Origin of the sequence: Blautia hansenii (assembly GCF_013304445.1) — a bacterium.
Taxonomy (GTDB): Bacteria; Bacillota; Clostridia; order Lachnospirales; family Lachnospiraceae; genus Blautia.
On sequence record NZ_JAAITA010000002.1, the window covers coordinates 77,215 to 97,079 of the forward strand.

The window sequence follows — 19,865 nt, forward strand, 5'->3', positions numbered from 1 at the left end:
ATATATAAATCAAATATTTTTGATATGTATTGACCCGCTTTACATCGCTATTGATATCATGCTTTTTTGCACTCTTGCTTCTACGATATTTCTGGGTTTAACAGTTCTCCTGATTCCCACTTGAAAACGGGGTTCCCTCCAAATCATATGGAGTCATCTGATAGACGTAATAATTCAGCCAGTTGGTATACAGATTATTGGCATGAGACCTCCACAAAAGCTGCGGTTTATTGTCTGCATTATCCCCCGGATAATATCCCTTAGGCATATCAATAGGCAGTCCTTTTCCCAAATCCCGTTTGTACTCTCCATCCAGAGTCACCCGGTCATATTCCGGATGTCCCATAACGAAAATCTGCCGTCCTTCTTTCGCCATAGCCAGGAACACCCCTGCCTCCTCGGATTCTGCCAACACGGTAAGCTCTTTGCAGTTGTGAATATCGTCTGCCGGAACTTCTGTGTGACGGGAATGAGGAGCCAGAAAAACATCGTCAAATCCTCTTACCAGAGGTATTTTCCGGTTCTGTACCTTATGGTTGAAAAGCCCGAAGACCTTATGGTCCATCTGCCGTTTGCGCAGTCCGTAGTGATAATACAGTCCTGCCTGAGCCGCCCAGCAAAGATAAATGGTGGAAGTTACATTTGTTTTCGTCCATTCCATGATTTTCTTCATTTCTTCCCAGTAGTCCACTTCTTCAAACTCCATCTGCTCTACCGGCGCCCCTGTTATAATCATTCCGTCGTATTTGTGTCCCTTTACGTCTTCAAAAGTCTGATAAAATTTATTCAGATGACTGGTTGCCGTATTTTTCGAGGTATGGCTGCTGACCATCATAAAGGAAACATCCACCTGCAGCGGTGTATTTGACAGAGAACGCAAAAGCTGCAGCTCTGTCTCCTCTTTTAAGGGCATCAGATTTAAAATTAAAATCTGAATGGGACGGATATCCTGGTGTACTGCTCTTTTTTCGTCCATGACGAAAATATTTTCCTTTTCCAGAATCTCCTTTACGGGTAAATCACTCTGTATTTTAATAGGCATATTTTTTCTTCCTTTCCACTGCATTTTTTCATTGTATTTGAAATATTTCTGAACCCTTCGTTTCAAACTACATCAACGGCGCAAACATACGAAGCACCTTTCCTATTACACGCATGTACAGCTTCTGCTTCTGATAATCTCCGGCCTTAATTTTGATACATTTTTTCAAGGTATTCCGGAAATCCTCCTCTACCGCAGCAATCTGAGAATTTTCATACAGCAACGCCCCACATTCAAAATGATGGAACAAGCTTCTGTAATCCAGATTGATGGTTCCCACCACGGCCTTTGTGTCATCAGAAACAAATACCTTGGCATGTACAAATCCCGGCTCGTATTCGTAAATCTTCACACCTGCGTCCAAAAGTTCATTGTAATACGTTTTCGCCACTGCGAAGGCATATATTTTATCTGGTATATGAGGCATAATAATAGCCACGTCAATGCCCCTTTTTGCCGCATAGGTCAGAGCCATTATCATTTCGTAATCCAATATCAGGTACGGCGTCATAATATGTACATATTTCTCGGCTGTGTTTAAAATATCCAGATAAACTTTTTTACCCACTCGCTCTTTTCCATAAGGGCTTACTTCATAAGGTATCACAAAACCGTCATTGGGCATGGAAAAATTTTCCGGAGTCTTATAACGCAAATAATGTTCTTCCTTCATCTCGGTAACGTTCCACATTTCCAGAAACATATAAGTAAAACGCTCCGCTGCCTTCCCCTTCAGCCGCACAGCCGTATCCTTCCAGTGTCCGAAGCGTACTTTGCGGTTGATATATTCGTCAGCCAGATTCGTTCCTCCTGTAAAAGCAACTTTTCCGTCAATTACCATGATTTTCCTGTGATCTCTGTTGTTGTAATAAGTGGAAAAAACAGGACGGATAGGGGCAAACATCTTACACTGGATTCCCTGAGCCTGCAAAACCTTTGGATAAAAGTAAGGCAGCAGAGCCAACACGCACATACCGTCATACATGACTCTGACTTCTACGCCTGCTTTCGCCTTTTCCTTTAGAATATCCAGAATACTGTTCCACATTTCCCCTTCTTCCACAATGAAAAACTCCAGAAAAATAAATTTCTCTGCCTTTTTCAGTTCCTCCAGCATATCTACAAACTGGTCATCCCCAAGAGGATAATAGGTAACCTGCGTGTGGTCATAGACCGGTGAGTTGTCATATTCCTCCATGTAATCTGCAAAATGCCCCATCTGCGGATTCCGCTCTTTCAGCCGGGCCTTTACCTGCATATTCTGTGGTACGTACTGCTTTGTATACCCGGAGAGAAAGCGCAGTCTCCGAAACAGCATTTTCGTTCCCAGTTGTGTATACACATAAAGGTAAAATAAGGCGCCGAATACCGGAAAAATAATCAGCGGAAGCATCCAGACCAGTTTAAACTCCGGACTGCCGCTGCTGTTAAACAAATGGAGCACAACGCTGACGCTGAGCACAATAAATATCAGATAAAAAATATAACTGTACTCCCGCAGCCATATATAAATGGCTGTCAGAAGGGCAAACTGTACCAAAAACGCAAAAACCACAATCAAGGTTCTTCCAAAAATAATGGTTTTTACCCCTTTCATGCCCTTTTTTTTCATTTCGTTTTTGTCTATCATGCCCTGTCACTCTCCTGCCATTTTCAAAAAATCTTCCTCCGACAGTATAGGAATTCCCAAATCCTTGGCTTTTTTGTTTTTGGAAGAATTGGAAGTTGTATCATTGTTAATCAGATAATGGGTTTTGGAGGTTACGCTTCCCGTCACCTTGCCGCCTCTCTCTTCAATATATTCTTTTAGCTGTGCCCGGTTGGCAAAGTGTTCTACACTGCCGGTAATCACGAACTGTTTGCCTTCCAGAGAGGAATTTTCCTCTTTTTTCACAGTTTCCAGTTCCAGATGAGACAGCAGATGACGAAGCTTTCTCTGATTTTCCTCATCCTTAAAATATTCGGTATAGGTTTTGGCAATCACAGGCCCAATGCCTTCTATGTCACTGATTTCTTCCCCTGTAGCTGCAATGAGCCGTTCTATATCATAATCAAAGGCTTTACAGATAACCTTGGCATTGGCCAGTCCAATATTGGCAATTCCCAAACTGTACAAAAGCCGGGGCAGTGTGGTGTGTCTGGCTCTCTCCAGACTTACCATGAGATTTTCATAAGACTTCTCGCCAAAGCCCTCCATTCCCACAATTTCTTCCCGGTACCGGTCTATTTCAAAAATATCTCCGAAGTCCTTAATAAAGCCTTTCTGAATAAATTTTTCCAGTGTAGCCTCGGAAAGCCCGTCAATGTTCATGGCATCTCTGCTGACAAATAAGGTAAAAGACTTGATTTTCTTTGCCTGACACTGGGGATTCATGCAGTACAGAGATTCTACTTCATTGGTCTTCTGCACCCTGGCTTCCTGTCCGCACACCGGGCAGATATTGGGAATTTCCAGATTTCCGCTGCGGGTCAGGTTTTCCGCAATCTGTGGGATAATCATGTTAGCCTTATAAACCTGTATCTTATCCCCAATTCCCAACTGCATTTCTTTCATAATACTGATGTTGTGCACACTGGCCCGGCTGACAGTGGTTCCCTCCAGTTCTACAGGGTCAAATATGGCCACCGGGTTAATAAGACCCGTCCTGGAGGGACTCCACTCAATTTTTCTTAACACAGTTTCCCGGATTTCATCCTGCCACTTAAAGGCGTAGGCATTTCTGGGGAATTTTGCCGTACTTCCTAAAGATTCTCCATAGGCAATGTCGTCATACAGCGCCACCAGTCCATCGGAAGGGAAATCGTTCTCTGCGACCTGATGGGCAAAATACTCCATAGCCTCATCCAGAGCAGCTGCCGTCACCACCCGGTATTCCACCACTTCAAAGCCCTGTTCTTTCAGCCACAGAAACTGCTGCTCTCTGGAATTTTGAAAATCCACATCCTCAGCCTTTACCAGAGAAAACGCGTAAAAATGCACATTTCGCCTGGCGGTTATCTCGTTATTTAACTGCCGTACTGAACCGCTGCACAGATTCCGCGGATTTTTATATCTGGCATCCACATCCTCTATCTGCCGGTTGATTTTTTCAAAATCAGAATACGTGATAATGGCCTCTCCCCGAAGCACCAGTTCTCCCTGATATCCTATCTGCAGAGGAATGTTTTTAAACACTCTGGCATTGTTGGTAATCACCTCACCCACGGTTCCGTTTCCCCTGGTGACTGCTTTTTCCAGTTTTCCATTCCGATACGTCAGTACAATGGTAAGGCCATCCAGTTTCCAGGAAAGCAGGGTCTTATGCTCTCCCACAAACTGCCGCAGCGTTTCCCGGTCTTTCGTCTTATCCAGGGAAAGCATAGGACTTTCGTGGGCCTCTTTCGGCAGTTCTTCTAATGACGCATATCCCACAGAGACCGTAGGACTTCCTGCAAGGGTGACTCCTGTCTCTTCCTCCAGCTTTACCAGTTCGTCATACAATCTGTCATATTCAAAATTGCTCATGATTTCCCGGTCTTCCTGATAATAGGCCTTTGCGGCCTCCGTCAGCATGGGAATCAGTTCTTTCATTCTCTGCATCTTATCCATGTTTCTCAAACCTCCGTTTTTGTTGTCCCTGATGTAGTCCTTTCCTGTCTTTGACAGGGGTTCTGTATTTTCCCGCGTTTTTTACAGGCTTTCCTCCGGTATAGGTTTCCTGCACTTTTCCTGCCTTTTTCTCCTGCTCACGTTTCTCTAACAGCCGGGTGAGCTCTTCCATTTCTTCCCCGGTGGCTGCCCGATACTGTCCTACAGCCAGGTCTCCCAAACAGACATTCATAATCCGCACACGTTTCAGACGCTTCACTTCATATCCAAGATAATGACACATTCGCCGTATCTGCCGGTTCAAACCCTGGGTCAGCACAATCCGAAAACTGCGCTCTCCTTCCTTTGTAACTTTGCAGGCTCTGGTAACGGTTCCCAGAATGGGGACACCCTTTCCCATGGCCGCCAAAAATTCTTCCGTCACCGGCCTGTCTACGGTAACCACATACTCTTTTTCGTGGCCATTGCCTGCTTTCATCATTCGGTTCACCAGTTCGCCCTGATTGGTCAGAAGCAGCAGTCCTTCGGAGTCTTTATCCAGCCTTCCTGCATAATATACCCGTATTGGATAATTTATATAAGAAATCACGTTTTTTTTCACACGCAAGTCTGTGGTACACTCAATTCCTCTGGGTTTATGAAAAACCAAAAGCACCTTTTTCTCTTCTCTGCGGATTTCTTTCCCATCTATGAGAATCCGGCTGGAGTCTTCCACCTGGGTTCCTAAGGCCGCCGGTTCGCCGTCTATGAGAATTCTGCCCTCCTGCACCAGACGGTCTGCCTCTCTTCTGGAACAGACTCCTGCCTCACTTAAATACTTATTTAAACGCATAATATCTCCCTTTTTTTACCGCCCAACGCTGGTATACGGTCTGCACAATGTGGGACTATTATACCACAATTTCCCCGGTAAAGGAAAGATTTCTTCCAAACCCGGTTGCTATTTTCCCATGATTCAAGGTATAATAAGAACGGCAACGAAAACTTTAAGGCGGACTGACAGGACAGTCTGACTGACAAAAGAGGAGACAGCATGAAAGTTACAAAAAAGGGATTTTTTCTTACCGTGTTCGTTCTTCTTCTGGGTGCTTTTTTTGTTCTGGCCCCGCCCTTTGCCTGTGTACTGGTAAGAAACTATCTGGTTGCTTACGAAAACAGGCAGGAGGCCATGAAGGAGGACCACTGGGTTTACAATGCAACCGGTAAACGCTATGTCTACCATGACGGCTCTGTGATTCAAAATGACAGCAAGGTACTGGACAATGTGACCTACTATTTTGATTCCAAAGGCTATGTGAAAACAGGCTGGGTGCAGGATAAGGGCAAGCTCTATTACCGCAATTCTGACGGTTCCCCGGTTTCCGGCTGGTTTGAAGACGAAAACGGGAAATATTACCTGCTAGAAGACGGCTCTCCCACCATCGGCTGGGCAGATATTGAAAATAAAAAATATTATTTTCAAAGCAATGGCGTCATGGCTGTGGGCATGACGGAAATCGACGGCGCACAGCATCTCTTTAATGAGGACGGCTCTGTATCCTCCGGCTGGGCGGAAGATGACGGCAAAAAATACTATCGTGATGATACCGGTGCCCTGACTGTAGGATTCAAGGATATTGACGGCAAAACTTATTACTTCCGGGAGGACGGCACTATGGCTACAGGCTGGATTACCAACGGCAATGACCGCTACTATATGGACCAGGACGGTTCCAAGGTAACCAATGCCTGGATTGAAGAGGAAGGACAAAAGCATTTCGTAGACAAAGACGGCAAAGAATTAAAAGGCTGGGTAACCGTCAGCGGGAAGAAATATTTTCTCAATGAAGAAGGTATTCTGGCATCTTCCGGCTGGATGAAACAGGACAATAAATGGTACTTCATTGACAAAGACGGCAGCGCCAAAACCGGACTGTTCCAGGACAGTGGAAAATGGTACTTCCTTACTGCAGAAGGCGAACTGAAAAACGGCTGGGTAGAACAAAACGGCAAAAAATATTATCTTGCCAATGCACAGCTTATGACAGGCTGGAGAAAAATCGACAACAAACAATATTATTTTAATGAAGACGGCACCATGGCCACAGGCTGGATTACCATTGACGGAAAATCCTATTTTCTGAAAGAAGACGGCAGTTTGGACGCCACTGCAAAAAAATGAGGAGCAGGAAATTCCTGTTCCTCATTTTCTCTTTTCTATACTCTTATTGCAGTAAATCCGCATATACATAGGCTTCCTGCCCGTTATACTCCACTTTAATCCAGTTGTCTTCTCCGTTTTCCAGCTTCTTCACCTGGTCGCCGGCTTTCAGCCTTCCCAGAATCTCTGCATTAGTCGTGGAATCCGCACGCACATTACAGTCTTCCTTTGCCGTGAGCATATCGCCGTTGTCTGCCATCTGCGCGGTATTCACTTCCTTACCTAACTTTTCTTCAAAGGCTTTTAACTCTGCATCAGACGCCATAGCTTCATTCAGTTTATTCTCCACATCTTCAATCAGCGTCATCACATCTTTTTCCTGTCTGGTCTTTTCGATACATTCCTGTACTTCCGCATCACTGTCATCGTTGTGAATCACATAATTTCCGCTGTCATTTTTGATAACATAGAGCTCTGAAAGTCCCGGCGCTGCTGTTTTCACATCCTTAAACTTCAAGTCATAGGAAACAAAAACTACATAGCTGTCTTTTTCCAGTCCTTGCTTGGTGTAAACTACAATATTATCATAGCTTTCAATATACGTCGCATTGGTTACCTTTGCCTCATCTGTGGCATCGAAGTTATCCGTTAATTCTTTCATCTTGGCGACGTCTTTCTGTCCCCATGCTGTATAAAAGGACTCAATCAGGGCATTTACTTCAGGGTATGCATTCTTTTCAAGAGCATTCTCATCTTCCTTATCCGCATCGTCTTTCTCTGCTTCATCGGAATCTGTGGAATCTTTCTTTTGCTCTGTCTTTTTCTCCGTATCTTTTGGCTTTTCATCAGAAAATCCTCCGGTTAAAGCTTTGACGCCAAAAAATAATAAGACAAGAGCAAGCAGAATTGCCAGACCCAGAAGAATATACCTCAGATTATCTGAGAGCCATTCTCTGAAATTGTCTAACATACCTTTCCTCCTTATATTCCCTTATCCCTATGCTCTCCCCAAAGCACAAAACACACCCGGAGGGAATCGAACCCCCGACACGTGGTACCGGAAACCACTGCTCTATCCCCTGAGCTACGAGTGCCTGCGATTGTTACATCTTGGTTATCATACCACACATTTTGGAAAATGTAAAGACCTATACGCATTTTTGGGAAATGACACCCTGTTCATCCCAAAAACAGGGTGTCAGCCCCCACTTTTACATCATAAGAGCGGCTTTTTTCCTGTCATAATAATAAACCTCATTAGAGAGAATCTCCTCCTCTTCTACCTGTTTTTCATTCACCTCTCTCACCATTTTCTTTAACTCCAAACGGGAATACTGTCCCCGGTCCGGGACGAGAATACATTCATGAACGCTGCTTGGAAGAATGTAGAAATTCCCCCGCAGCAGACCTGCGATATGACTTAAGACATGAGGATAAAGGATAACTGCTGCGCCAAAACATTTTTCTTTGTTGGTCAGCACATACATCAGTTCCTCTTCCCTTGAAAATTCCGGGCTTTCTCCGGTAAGCTCTGCAATCAGGGCTTCCATTCCCTGAAGTGTGTAGGGAAGCTTCCGGCTGGTATTGTGCACGGCGTCTTCCAGCAGACAACGTCTGGTAATGCCCCAGGCTTCCAGATTGCAGTTGTGGATTAACACCGTGGCCCCGTGAAAGTTTCCCCCTTCCACCCGGTAATAAAAAACCACTGCCAAATCCAGATATTTTATATGCGGCATTTTGTCCAGGCGTTTCCGATTCATTTCGTAATTAATCAGTTTATAATAAATTCTGGTTCTGGCCTGTCCGTAATCTTCAAAATTCTCCATGGAAATCTCTGTCTCCGGCTTCTGCAATTCTTCAAATGCCAGAATTTCCTTTGCCAGTTCTTCCATAGAGGCGTTTTCTTCCCAGGCCTCATACAGTTCTTCCAGATAAAGGGTGGGGGCTATGTTTTTTCCCTCCTTACGGATAATAATGCCATCCAGTAAAACGCCGTTATTTTTCTCTATCTGGTGCAAAGATACTTCCTTTTTTTCTCCTGCGGCTCTTTGCAGCACCTCCAATAGTTCTGTTTTGAAAGTTTCATAGTCCATACATATTTTTCCTTTCTGAAATAATTATTTATATAAATCAGAACAGAAAAAGTACCTGGTGTGCCAGACGGACTTTCCCTGCTGCTGCTTTATATCACTTCCTGTTTGTATCTGGAAAAATCTTTCACGAATGTGTGTGAATAAAAATAAAATCAGAAATGTAAAAAGAATTTCAAGTCAAATCCGCGGGACGGATACGCCAAAGACACCGCCCCCGGATTCTTATATCTGTCTTATACTCTGGACAGGTATTCTCCTGTTCTTGTATCGATTTTGATAACATCGCCCTGGTTTACGAACAGAGGTACATATACTGTGGCTCCTGTCTCTACAGTTGCAGGTTTTGTTGCGCCCTGCGCTGTATTTCCGGCAAAGCCCGGCTCTGTATCTGTGATTTCCAGTTCTACGAATAATGGCGGTTCAATCGCGAATACGCTTCCGTTGTAAGAACATACTTTTACAGTTTCGTTCTCTTTTACGAATTTCAGAGAATCGCCTACTGTATCCTGGCCGATTGCAATCTGGTCATAAGTTTCATTGTTCATGAAGTTGAACAAATCGCCATCGCTGTATAAATACTGCATATCCACACGTTCAATACGAGCCTGTGGGAATTTTTCAGTTGGTCTGAAAGTTCTTTCAATAATTCCGCCACTGATAACATTTTTTAATTTTGTTCTAACGAATGCAGCACCTTTACCTGGTTTAACGTGCTGGAATTCCATAATCTGTACTACGTTACCATCAATTTCCAGTGTGAGACCATTTTTAAAATCTCCTGCTGATATCATAATGATATTCCTCCTTATTTCGTCCATTGGGAAAACCTGTGTTTTTTCCACTGTACTTCATTTTATAATACATCCGGGCAATTTTCAACTGTTTTTTCTCTTTCTTTTCTCTTTCTTATAAAAATACAGCACGATTTTTTCCAGTTTCCGCTTTAATACAATCTGAATCTCTTCTTTTGGATGAATGGGCTTTACCAAAATATTGTAAATTCCCGTTCTCTTTGCCCCGTAAACATCTGTAAAAAGCTGGTCTCCCACAAAAATCGTGTTTTCCAGAGAAGTTCCCATAAGTTCCATGGCCTTTCGGTAATTCTTCCTGGAAGGTTTATGGGCGTTTTCAATAAAATGTACCTGAATGTTCTGGTTAAAAGAGCTGACACGCTCATACTGATTATTGGACAACAGACAGCACTGAAAGCCTGTGTTTTTCAGTCCGGCAAAAAGAGCCTCTGCCTTTTCGTCTGCCGGTGCCCCGTGGGGAACCAGAGTATTGTCAATGTCGAAAATGACGCCTCTGTACCCCTTTTTGTAAAGAGCATCGAAATCTATGAGATAAGTAGAATCCAGATATTCATCCGGGAAAAATTTCTGAAACATATTTTCTTCCTTTCCTGTACCCGCTTTGTAAAACACTCTGCATTTTCTCTATGGTAACAGGTACAGGCGGTATTTGTCAAATTATCCTCTGCTCTTTAAAGGCTCATAGGACATTTCTTCCAACACATTTTTATAAGCCGGACGGATAATTTTATCTGTGTTAATCAACTCTTCCATGCGGTGCGCACTCCAGCCGACAATACGGGCAATGGCAAACATCGGTGTATACAGTTCCAGCGGAAGTCCCAGCATGCTGTACACAAAACCGCTGTAAAAGTCCACATTAGCGCTGACACCTTTGTAAATGCGCCGCTCTTTTGCTATGACTTCCGGAGCCAGACGTTCCACGGTGGCATAGAGTTCATAGTCTTTCATTCTGCCTTTTTCTTCTGCAAGCTGGCGGACAAATTTCTTGAAAATCTGCGCTCTGGGGTCAGAAATGGAATAAACGGCATGCCCTATTCCATAGATAAGCCCACGCTTATCAAAAGCTTCTTTATGAAGCAGCTTCGTCAGATATCCCTTAATTTCCTCTTCATCACTCCAGTCCTCTAAGTGTTCCTTCATATCCTGGAACATACTGACCACCTTAATGTTGGCGCCTCCGTGTTTAGGTCCTTTTAAAGAACCCAGGGCTGCTGCAATGGCAGAATACGTATCCGTACCGGAGGAGGATACCACATGAGTGGTAAAAGTGGAGTTATTTCCGCCGCCGTGTTCCATATGAAGTACCAGAGCCAGGTCTAAAATAGACGCCTCTAAAGGTGAGTACTGCTTATCCGGACGCAGCATCAGCAGAATATTTTCCGCTGTGGAAAGGTTTTTCTCAGGATTATGGATATAAAGACTGTCGTCCAAATTGTAATGTTTATGCGCCTGATAACCGTATACGGAAAGCATGGGAAACACGCTGATAAGGTTGATACACTGACGGAGAACATTGGGAAGGGAAATATCTTCCGGATTTTCGTCATAAGAATACAGAGTCAAAACGCTTCTGGAAAGGGTATTCATCATATCTTTGCTGGGTGCCTTCATAATGACATCCCGGACAAAGTTTGTGGGAAGCGTTCTCTGGGCAGCCAGAATCTTGCAGAAATCATCCAGTTCTTTCCGGCTGGGCAGACGTCCGAAAAGAAGAAGGTAAGTAGCTTCTTCAAATCCAAAACGCTTTTCATCCAGAAAGCCTTTCGTCAGGTCTTCTACATTAATTCCGCGATAATACAATTCGCCTTCGCAGGGAACCTCTTCACCGTCAATCACCTTTTTGGAAACAATATTGGAAATCTGGGTCAGACCTGCCAGAACACCTTTTCCATTAATGTCACGAAGCCCTCTTTTGACATCGTATTTCGGATACAGGGATGCATCTATGCGGCTGTTTTCTTTACAGATTTCCGTAAGCATTTCAATTTCCGGAGTAACATTCATATTAAAATCGGACATTTTGATTCCCCCTTATCTGTTTTTCGCTTTAGCGTGATAACATTTTAACACATGAGATAAGGGGTGACAAGAAAATTTTTTCTAAAAAATTTATGAACCATTTATTTCAGATTTAATTTAGCCAGTGCATCTGCAAAAGCATTATTGACAGGTTCCTGGGCCTCTTTCTTTTGTTTGTTCAGGTAACGCTGCACCTCTTTTTTGCTGACCCCTGCCCCTTCTTTGGCTCTTCTCTGCTGGAAACTGGAAAGTTTTTCCTTATAACCGCAGGTGCTGCAGATAAAGGTGTCCTCTTTTCCCTTGACATACATCTCCATTTTCCGGTGGCAGTTGGGACATCTGGCATTGGTCAGACGGGAAATGGTTTCTCTGTGTCCGCATTCCCGGTCCTGACACACCAGCATTTTACTGTTCTTACCGTTCACTGCCAGCATCCGTTTTCCGCACACCGGACACTTCGTATTGGTCAGATTGTCATGGCGGAATGTGCCTTCTCCTGTCTTAATTTCCCGGATGAGGTCCTCCGTATACCCCCGGATTTCCTTTAGAAACAAGTCTTTTTGCAATTTTCCCTTGGAAATCTCTGACAGCTTCATCTCCCAGTCTGCCGTCAGTTCGGGTTTCTTTAAATCTTCCGGAACCAGTTCCAGAAGCTGCTTTGCCTTTGAAGTCAGGTAAATATCATTTCCCCGTTTTTCCATTAAGAACGTGTGAAACAGCTTTTCAATAATATCTGCCCGTGTGGCAACGGTTCCCAGACCTCCGGTTTCTCCCAGGGTCTTTGCCGCTTTTTCATCTGCATTCTCCAGATATTTCACCGGATTTTCCATGGCAGACAACAGGGTTGCCTCTGTAAAAGGGGCCGGAGGTTTGGTTTTTCCTGCTGTGAGTTCCACTCTCTCGATTTTCAGCTTCTCACCTTCCTGTATATCGGAAAGCTTCTGGAAATCCTCCTCCTCCTCTTCTTCTGTCCAGGTGCCTTCATAAACCTCTTTCCATCCGGCCTGCTTCACGATTTTCCCTTTTGCCGTAAAGATTTCTCCCCCGGCTGAGGCTTTCATGGTGGTCTGTTCGTACTCAAAAGGCGGATACAACACGCTTAAAAACCGTCTGACTACCAAATCGTAAATTTTCCGTTCTTCGTTTGTCATGTGGTCCAACTGCACAAACTGCTCTGTAGGAATAATGGCGTGGTGGTCACTGACCTTTTTGTCGTCCACAAAGGATTTGGATACTTTCACCGGCTTCATGGACAGGGACCCTGCCAGAGAGCGGTAAGGACCTACCGCGCAGGCTTTCAGCCTTTCCTTAATGGTGGACACAATATCGCTGCCAATGTATCTGGAGTCGGTTCTCGGATAAGTGAGCACTTTATGATTTTCATAAAGTCTCTGCATAATATTCAGCGTTTCCTTTGCGGAAAAACCGAATTTTTTGTTGGCATCTCTCTGCAGCTCGGTCAAATCATACAGCCCAGGAGCATACGTTTTCTTCCGGCTCTTGTCCACAGAAACTACCTGCAGCAAATCCGACTGCACCGCCCCTTTTTTCTCTTCCATGCGTTCTTTCTGGAACGAACGGATACTGCCGCTTTTCTTATCCTGCCAGGTCCAGCGGTTTTTTCCTGCCAGAAGGGTCAGTCCATAGTATTCCTGCGGTTTAAAACTGCGGATTTCTGCCTCTCTTGCCGCAATCATAGCAAGGGTGGGCGTCTGGACACGTCCGCAGGAAAGCTGGGCATTGTATTTGCAGGTCAAAGCTCTGGTGGCATTGATACCCACTAACCAGTCTGCCTCGGCTCTGGACACCGCCGCGTCATAGAGAGAGTGATAGGCTCTTCCGTCTTTTAGGCTGGCAAAGCCTTCCCGGATGGCCTTATCCGTTACCGATGAAATCCAAAGGCGTTTGATGGGCTTTCTGCACTGGGCCTTTTCCAGAATCCAGCGGGCAACCAGTTCTCCTTCTCTTCCTGCGTCTGTGGCAATAACGATATCCTGCACATCCTTGCGCCAGAGTTGGGTTTTCACTGCCTGATACTGCTTTGCAGTCTGTTTGATAACCACCAGTTCCATCTTTTTCGGCATCATAGGCAGGACTTCCATATTCCACTCTTTGTATTTTTTGTCATATTCCTCCGGGTCTGCCAGAGTGACCAGATGTCCCAGGGCCCAGGTTACAATATAGCGTTCTCCTTCCAAAGCACCGTTCAGCTTTTTGCTGCATTTCAACACTCTGGCAATATCTCTTGCCACGGAAGGCTTTTCTGCTAAAACCAGTGTTTTCATTCGCCAGCCTCCTGCATATCTTTTCCGAAAAAGGCAGCTGTCCTGCTCACCTTGCTCATTAAATCAGAAAAAGCCTGAGGAGTTAAAGACTGTTTGCCGTCGCACAGAGCCTTCTCCGGGTTGTTGTGCACCTCTATCATCACACCGTCTGCTCCTGCTGCAATAGCTGCCATGGTCAGCGGTTCCACCATAAAACGCAGTCCTGCCGCATGGCTGGGGTCTACGATGACCGGCAGATGGGTTTTGGATTTCAGCATGGGAATGGCGGAAACATCCAAAGTGTTTCTCATAGAGGTTTCAAAGGTGCGGATACCTCTTTCACAGAGAATAACCTTTTCATTTCCCCCTGCCATAATGTATTCCGCGCTCATTAAAAGTTCTTCCAAGGTGTTGGCCATTCCTCTTTTCAGCAAAATCGGCTTATCCACCTTACCTAGTTCCTTTAAAAGCTGGAAATTCTGCATATTTCTGGTACCTACCTGAATCACATCCACCTCATCAAAAAGGGGCAGATGGTCTGTGCTCATAATTTCTGTCACAATGGGAAGTCCCGTGGCTTTCTTTGCCTCTAGCAGCATTTTTAATCCTTCGTCCCCCAGTCCCTGGAAAGAGTAAGGTGAAGTCCTGGGCTTAAAAGCACCGCCTCTTAGAAGACCTGCTCCTGCTTTTTTCACATCTAAGGCTACTTCTGTCATCTGTTCTCTGGTTTCCACAGAACAGGGACCTGCAATTACCTGGAAAAATCCGCCTCCGATTTTTCTGCCTGCAATATCTACCACCGTATCCTTGGGATGCATATCTTTGTTGGCTTTTTTATACGGTTCTTTGATTCGCTTTACAGACTCTACCACGTCCAGGGCAGACAACCACTCGGCATCTACTTCTGTGGTGTCTCCTACCAGACCAATCAGGGAAGTGTTCACCCCGTCTGACAAATGAAGCTGCAATCCCATATGGGTAAGTTCCTGTTTTAAAGCGTCTACTTTCTCTTCGTCCGCCCCTTTTTTCAATACTACAATCATGCTGTGCCCTCCTGTTTTCATAAAAAAAGCGATGCCTGCTGCTGCAAACACCGCTGTTTTCTCTTTTCCTGTGTGAAAGGAATCAGAATCTTTTGCAGCGAAAGCAGCCTGCGCCGTAAAAATAGCCCAGGTAAGCGTAATAAGAATCCTTGTTTCCGCTAAAAACTGCCTGTTTCTGCATCATGATTTCTTCCTGCCCTTTCTTTTAAACTAATCTTATCATATAACCGCCTTTCCTATTTGTCAACCGAAATTTTAACAATTTAAAGCGTTTAAGTGTTTTTTGAAATCTTTGTTAAAAAATCGGTTGTGTATTGTGATGTCAGCCGTTTTATATTATAATTATTTGAAGAATTATTTCTATTTTTCAGAATTTTTTTACAGATGAGGGGTAAACAAATGTCTAATACTACCAATCTTCGCAGCCAACTGGCCTATCAGGTAATTCAAGAGGTACAAAAAGCCGTTATCGGGAAAGAAGACCGGGTTCGCAAAGTGATGATGGCTATTTTAAGCGGCGGACACGTTCTGTTGGAGGATATTCCCGGTGTGGGCAAAACAACCATGGCTCTGGCTTTTTCCAAAGCACTGAGTCTGAAAGAAAAGCGTCTGACTTTTACACCGGACGTGCTGCCTGCAGATTTGACAGGCTTTACCATGTATCGGAAAGAAACCGGAGAATTTTATTTCCATCCCGGTGCCCTGATGTGCAATCTCTTTCTGGGCGATGAAATCAACCGCACCTCGCCCAAAACCCAGTCTGCCCTCCTGGAAGTCATGGAGGAAGGGCAGGTCAGCGTGGACGGCAGTACCTATCCCGTGCCAAAGCCTTTTATCGTCATTGCTACCCAGAATCCCTCCGGCTCTGCTGGCACCCAGCTTCTGCCGGAGTCCCAGCTGGACCGTTTCTGTATCTGTCTTAGGCTTGGATATCCCGACATGGAAGAAGAAATTGCCATTTTAAAGGGTCGAATTGCCCAGAGCACTATAGAAACCGTACGGCCTGTACTGAACGTCACTCAGCTTCTGTCCCTTCAAAAGGAATGTCAGGAGATTTTTGTCCATGACCGGATTTACAGCTATATTGCCGCTCTCGTACAGGCCACCAGAAACCATGAGCTCATTGCACTGGGTGTCAGCCCCAGAGGCACTCTGGCACTGACGAAAATGGCGCAGGCAGGGGCTTTTCTTTCCGGGCGCAGCCATGTGCTTCCCGAAGATGTACAGTCTGTGTTTGCCGATGTCTGTGTACACCGGCTGATTTTAAACTCCAAGGCCCGTATCAGTCACGTTTCTCCGCTTTCTCTTCTGGAGGAAATTTTGAAGACCACTCCGGCGCCTTCTGTACGGAAAAAGACATCTTTATAAAACCCAGAAAGGAAGCTCTGTATGGCAGCAAATATTTTTAGTGTAATCGGTATCCTTCTCTGTCTGTATCTGGCGATTCTGTACCAGAGTACAGCTGCCTGTGCTGTTTTTCTGTTTCTGGTTCTTTACGGCACAGCCTCTTTTTTGCAGCTTTGGTATCTCTCCGGGAAAATAAAGACGGAAATTCTGCAGGCCTCTGCCGCTAAATCCCAGGACCGGGAAATCGCGTTTGCTCTGTCTGTAAAAAATACGGGAATCCTTCCCCTCTTCCGAGGCTGTATCCTTTTGACGGTCCAGGATTTGCAAGGACAGGTCTGCCAGACTCAAAAGTTGTATTTTTCAGTCAAAAGCAGGCAGGAAATCCGCCCCGGAGGAACTTTAGAAAGTCCCTGCTGCGGACGTTTCCTGTTGTTGGTGAAGGCTGTGCGCCTTTACAGCTTCGGCCATCTTTTCAGCCGAAAGCTTTCTCAAGACTGCCCAAAGGAACTGCTTTTTTACCCGAAAATCACATCCCTTCCCCTCACTGTCAGCGAACAAGTCCGATATTTCTCCGCAGAAAGCGGGGAGGAAGAACAGATTCTTCCCGGTATCTTTCAAACACCTGTAAACCAGGTTCGGGATTTCAGCCCCGGCGACAGAGTCCGTCAGATACACTGGAAACTCAGTGCCAGAACGGACAGTCTGCTGGTGCGGGACATGGGTATACAACAGGGATTTCCTGTACTTTTATTCCTTTTCATTGAACCTCTGCCGGATAAGGATTTCACGGCTTCGTACAGCCGTTTTCTGGAAACTGCCGTATCCTTATCGTTTTCTCTTCTCCAGTCGGGGTGCCGCCATTTTGTAATCTGGTACCATCACCGGGAGGAAAAACTCATTCGTTTTCCCATTCGCCGGGAAGAGGATTTAGACCTCTGCACCTATTGCCTCCTGCTGGAAGATGTAAAGCCTGTACCGGGAGATATCTGTGAACTGTACCGGCAGCAGTATCCTTCCGATACCTTCTGCACCACGCTTTTACTCCATACACGGCTGGAATTTTATAAAAACGGTCAGCCGGAAAATCTAGAGTCTGTGCCGTCCATTTAGACGGCGGAATGGAGCCTTTATGAAAAAAGAAAAAACAATTTCTGTTCTTACCCGTATAGCGGATTCCCCCGTCCGCCCCAAAAACCTTCTGTTTTCTCTGACAGGCTGCTTTGCGCTGCTCTTTTTAGGCGGACTGGGCTTCTTTTCCAGTGTGAAGGATATGTCTGCGGTTCCCGGCGCCGTTTCTTTCTGGATTTTCCCCCTGGCAGGCGTGGCTTTGCTTCTTACCTTTCTCTTTGGGCTTTTTCTTCTGCACAAAAAGAAAAGGCTGGCTCTGCTTCTTAGCGGAGGGCTGCTCTGCAGTCTTCTTCTCTTTCAGAGAAAGGCTCTGCTGGCACAGGGAAGCTCTTTTTTGGGCTATCTCCACGCCCGGCTGGAACGGTTTTACGGTATTTCCCTATTTTCGGATTTTTCCGGCTCTGCTGCGGATAACTCCCTTTTCTTCTTTTTCTGTACCCTGTTATTCCTGATTCTGGTCTGCCTCACCCTATGGTACAGAAAAAAAGTACTTTTTCTCTTCTTGCTTCTGCTGGCACCGGTGGCACAGTTTGTTACAGAAATCCGTCCTTCTTTCCTTTCCGCCGGCTGTTTTTTGGTCTGCTTTTTCCTGTGGGACTGTCTGTCTGCAAAGGAAACCTCCTCTGGATTCCTTCAGACCGGACTTCTTTTCGGGCTTTACTGTTTCTGCGCCCTTGTGCTGACCCCCGGCTTTTCTGCTCTGGCTTTCCAATCCACTTCTTCGTTATTTCAGACGGTCAATGAGGCCTCTGCAAAGTTTGGCGCCCTTTTTCATGCAAATTCCGCTGACAGAGCGACGCGTACATCGAAAACCCGTCCTACCGCATCCGGAAACAGCAATCAAAATACGGTTTCCACACAGACAGACAAGGAAGTTCTGGACAATACAGCCCCTGTTTACAGCAATCAGACTATGTTTACGTTCCACACGAGCCGGATTTTTGACACACCTGTTTACCTGCGCGGCTTTACCGGATTCACCTACACAGACGGGGTCTGGGAAGCTTTGGACGAAAAGCAGTGGAAGTCTTTTTGCAGCAGTTACGGACTGTCAGACGAACTGCAGAAGCAGCTTCCTTCCATTCCTTATGAAGCCGGAAAAGCACAGACTTCTCTTGCCTCTGCACAAATGAGCCTAAAGCCTGCCTTTTCCCCTTCCTTTACTTATCTGCCTTACGGGGCTGACATACCGAAGGGGTTCAGCACTGGAGATGGCAATGTGCTGACAGAAAAGTTTCCTTCCAGGCTGACCTTTGACTGCTATCCTCTTTCCCTGGATTCCTCTCCATTTTTAAGAGCGCCTTCTCTTCCTTCCGCACAAACCTCTGCAGAAGGTCTATACAGGGAATTTGTGCAAAACACCTATACCTGGTATGACAAAGACTTAACAGCCCGGCTTCTGGAGGACATACAGCACCTGCCAGTATATTCCTCTCTGCCGGAAAATCCTTCCTATGACCAGGTGCTGAAGGCAGCCGGAGAAATTCAAAGTTTCCTCTCCAGCCATGCCTCCTACAGTCTGCAGCTCTCCCCTGTTCCCGCAGACAGCAATCTGCTGGACAACTTTCTCTATGAACAGAAAAAAGGCTTCTGCGTTCACTTTGCCACAGCCGGAACCCTGCTTTTCCGCATGTACGGTATTCCGGCCCGGTACGTCAGCGGATACGTCATTACCCCTGAAGATTTACAGAAAGAAAGCGAAGGCGGCTATTCCTTTGCCGTGCCGGATTCCAGTGCCCATGCCTGGACAGAAATCTATCTGGGTGAAGGAGGCTGGGTTCCCGTGGAGGTCACCCCGGCTGCTTCGGACACATCTCAGACCGTACAGACAGAACAGACAGCCCGCCAGGAGAATATGCAGACGGTAAAACAGGAGAACCTCCCAGACAGCAAAAAAGACCAGCCTTCCCCATCCTCAGACACAGAAAAAAGAGGCTTTCTGCCTGTTCTGACAAAAATCCTCTTTTTTGCAATGGTATTTTTTATAACTGCTGCTCTTTTGTTTTTTCTGCTGTATTTCAGACGAATCCTTCTCTTCCGCAAACGGATGGGCATTTTCTGCCGCAGCCGGGAAGCATGCTTTCTCTGTGTATTTAACAGTATTCTGGATTTATGGAAAGTGCGGTTCCACATTCCTGCCCTGAATCCCCAGCAGCCGGAATTTCCTGTCCTCTTCGGCCAGAAACTGCCGGAAGAGACACGAATTCTCTTTGACCAGCTTTACACCTTGGCCGAATGCTTCTGTTTCGGGGCGGACACACCTAAAAAACAGGATATCCGCAAACTGCGTCATATCTATGCAAGGGAGAGGAAGCTATTCTTTGCTTCCTGCTCCCCCAGAAAAAAACTGTATTATCTCTTTTTCCATGTTTTCTGACCGCCAGG

The 19,865-nt window shown here is 45.5% G+C and carries 15 protein-coding genes and 1 tRNA gene; 4 read left to right on the forward strand and 12 right to left on the reverse strand.

The window, feature by feature from the left end:
• Positions 1–97 precede the first annotated feature (97 nt).
• The 4 genes from metA to G5A70_RS02455 form a co-directional block, all read right to left on the reverse strand.
• Positions 98–1,042, reverse strand: coding sequence for a homoserine O-acetyltransferase MetA (metA, locus tag G5A70_RS02440; RefSeq protein ID WP_173747675.1), 945 nt, complete (start codon positions 1,040–1,042; stop codon positions 98–100).
• A 67-nt stretch (positions 1,043–1,109) separates the two neighbouring features.
• The gene (gene cls / locus G5A70_RS02445) at positions 1,110–2,672 is read right to left on the reverse strand and encodes a cardiolipin synthase (RefSeq protein WP_330489618.1); all 1,563 of its coding nucleotides are present in this window, start codon (positions 2,670–2,672) and stop codon (positions 1,110–1,112) included.
• Between the two features lie 6 nt (positions 2,673–2,678).
• Complete coding sequence (gene ligA / locus G5A70_RS02450; protein ID WP_173747677.1) at positions 2,679–4,631, reverse strand: NAD-dependent DNA ligase LigA; 1,953 nt, start codon at positions 4,629–4,631, stop codon at positions 2,679–2,681.
• Positions 4,624–5,463 carry a pseudouridine synthase gene (locus tag G5A70_RS02455; protein WP_173747679.1) on the reverse strand — a complete coding sequence of 280 codons (840 nt, stop codon included), beginning with the start codon at positions 5,461–5,463 and terminating at the stop codon, positions 4,624–4,626. The genes ligA and G5A70_RS02455 overlap by 8 nt, the downstream gene beginning before the upstream one ends.
• Positions 5,464–5,664: 201 nt before the next feature.
• Here G5A70_RS02455 and G5A70_RS02460 point away from each other — a divergent pair, with 201 nt between their 5' ends.
• Positions 5,665–6,792: an N-acetylmuramoyl-L-alanine amidase family protein gene (locus G5A70_RS02460; RefSeq protein WP_173747681.1), complete on the forward strand. Its 1,128-nt coding sequence runs from the start codon at positions 5,665–5,667 to the stop codon at positions 6,790–6,792.
• Between the two features lie 43 nt (positions 6,793–6,835).
• On the opposite strand, the gene G5A70_RS02465 is transcribed toward G5A70_RS02460, so the two are convergent.
• From G5A70_RS02465 to aroF, 8 genes are all read right to left on the reverse strand, one after another.
• A complete protein-coding gene (locus G5A70_RS02465) occupies positions 6,836–7,741 on the reverse strand; it encodes an SH3 domain-containing protein (protein ID WP_173747683.1) in 906 nt (301 codons plus the stop codon).
• Between the two features lie 51 nt (positions 7,742–7,792).
• Positions 7,793–7,865: transfer RNA gene (locus tag G5A70_RS02470), tRNA-Arg, on the reverse strand.
• A 117-nt stretch (positions 7,866–7,982) separates the two neighbouring features.
• Complete coding sequence (locus G5A70_RS02475) at positions 7,983–8,864, reverse strand: DUF5688 family protein (RefSeq protein ID WP_173747685.1); 882 nt, start codon at positions 8,862–8,864, stop codon at positions 7,983–7,985.
• Between the two features lie 233 nt (positions 8,865–9,097).
• Positions 9,098–9,655 (reverse strand): elongation factor P, encoded by a 558-nt coding sequence (efp, locus tag G5A70_RS02480; RefSeq protein ID WP_173747687.1) that lies wholly within the window; start codon positions 9,653–9,655, stop codon positions 9,098–9,100.
• Between the two features lie 84 nt (positions 9,656–9,739).
• Complete coding sequence (locus G5A70_RS02485; RefSeq protein ID WP_173747689.1) at positions 9,740–10,252, reverse strand: YqeG family HAD IIIA-type phosphatase; 513 nt, start codon at positions 10,250–10,252, stop codon at positions 9,740–9,742.
• An 81-nt stretch (positions 10,253–10,333) separates the two neighbouring features.
• Positions 10,334–11,698: a citrate/2-methylcitrate synthase gene (locus tag G5A70_RS02490; protein WP_173747691.1), complete on the reverse strand. Its 1,365-nt coding sequence runs from the start codon at positions 11,696–11,698 to the stop codon at positions 10,334–10,336.
• Positions 11,699–11,799: 101 nt separating this feature from the next.
• On the reverse strand, positions 11,800–13,983 hold the full coding sequence (locus G5A70_RS02495; RefSeq protein ID WP_173747693.1) for a DNA topoisomerase III: 2,184 nt from the start codon (positions 13,981–13,983) through the stop codon (positions 11,800–11,802).
• Positions 13,980–15,005 carry a 3-deoxy-7-phosphoheptulonate synthase gene (gene aroF / locus G5A70_RS02500; RefSeq protein WP_173747695.1) on the reverse strand — a complete coding sequence of 342 codons (1,026 nt, stop codon included), beginning with the start codon at positions 15,003–15,005 and terminating at the stop codon, positions 13,980–13,982. Before aroF ends, G5A70_RS02495 begins: the two co-directional genes overlap by 4 nt.
• Before the next feature lie 399 nt (positions 15,006–15,404).
• Here aroF and G5A70_RS02505 point away from each other — a divergent pair, with 399 nt between their 5' ends.
• Genes G5A70_RS02505 through G5A70_RS02515 form a run of 3 tightly spaced genes read left to right on the forward strand, consistent with a single transcriptional unit; the run spans position 15,405 to position 19,857 of the window.
• On the forward strand, positions 15,405–16,373 hold the full coding sequence (locus G5A70_RS02505; protein WP_173747697.1) for an AAA family ATPase: 969 nt from the start codon (positions 15,405–15,407) through the stop codon (positions 16,371–16,373).
• Between the two features lie 21 nt (positions 16,374–16,394).
• Positions 16,395–17,462 (forward strand): DUF58 domain-containing protein, encoded by a 1,068-nt coding sequence (locus tag G5A70_RS02510; protein ID WP_173747699.1) that lies wholly within the window; start codon positions 16,395–16,397, stop codon positions 17,460–17,462.
• Positions 17,463–17,481: 19 nt separating this feature from the next.
• Positions 17,482–19,857, forward strand: coding sequence for a transglutaminase-like domain-containing protein (locus G5A70_RS02515; protein WP_173747701.1), 2,376 nt, complete (start codon positions 17,482–17,484; stop codon positions 19,855–19,857).
• Positions 19,858–19,865: the final 8 nt, after the last annotated feature.

Excerpts from the sequence above, each read along its gene's own strand:
- metA (WP_173747675.1), bottom strand. The coding sequence starts at position 1,042 with ATGCCTATTAAAATACAGAGTGATTTACCCGTAAAGGAGATTCTGGAA.
- cls (WP_330489618.1), bottom strand. The coding sequence starts at position 2,672 with ATGATAGACAAAAACGAAATGAAAAAAAAGGGCATGAAAGGGGTAAAA.
- ligA (WP_173747677.1), bottom strand. The coding sequence starts at position 4,631 with ATGGATAAGATGCAGAGAATGAAAGAACTGATTCCCATGCTGACGGAG.
- G5A70_RS02455 (WP_173747679.1), bottom strand. The coding sequence starts at position 5,463 with ATGCGTTTAAATAAGTATTTAAGTGAGGCAGGAGTCTGTTCCAGAAGA.
- G5A70_RS02460 (WP_173747681.1), top strand. The coding sequence starts at position 5,665 with ATGAAAGTTACAAAAAAGGGATTTTTTCTTACCGTGTTCGTTCTTCTT.
- G5A70_RS02465 (WP_173747683.1), bottom strand. The coding sequence starts at position 7,741 with ATGTTAGACAATTTCAGAGAATGGCTCTCAGATAATCTGAGGTATATT.
- G5A70_RS02475 (WP_173747685.1), bottom strand. The coding sequence starts at position 8,864 with ATGGACTATGAAACTTTCAAAACAGAACTATTGGAGGTGCTGCAAAGA.
- efp (WP_173747687.1), bottom strand. The coding sequence starts at position 9,655 with ATGATATCAGCAGGAGATTTTAAAAATGGTCTCACACTGGAAATTGAT.
- G5A70_RS02485 (WP_173747689.1), bottom strand. The coding sequence starts at position 10,252 with ATGTTTCAGAAATTTTTCCCGGATGAATATCTGGATTCTACTTATCTC.
- G5A70_RS02490 (WP_173747691.1), bottom strand. The coding sequence starts at position 11,698 with ATGTCCGATTTTAATATGAATGTTACTCCGGAAATTGAAATGCTTACG.
- G5A70_RS02495 (WP_173747693.1), bottom strand. The coding sequence starts at position 13,983 with ATGAAAACACTGGTTTTAGCAGAAAAGCCTTCCGTGGCAAGAGATATT.
- aroF (WP_173747695.1), bottom strand. The coding sequence starts at position 15,005 with ATGATTGTAGTATTGAAAAAAGGGGCGGACGAAGAGAAAGTAGACGCT.
- G5A70_RS02505 (WP_173747697.1), top strand. The coding sequence starts at position 15,405 with ATGTCTAATACTACCAATCTTCGCAGCCAACTGGCCTATCAGGTAATT.
- G5A70_RS02510 (WP_173747699.1), top strand. The coding sequence starts at position 16,395 with ATGGCAGCAAATATTTTTAGTGTAATCGGTATCCTTCTCTGTCTGTAT.
- G5A70_RS02515 (WP_173747701.1), top strand. The coding sequence starts at position 17,482 with ATGAAAAAAGAAAAAACAATTTCTGTTCTTACCCGTATAGCGGATTCC.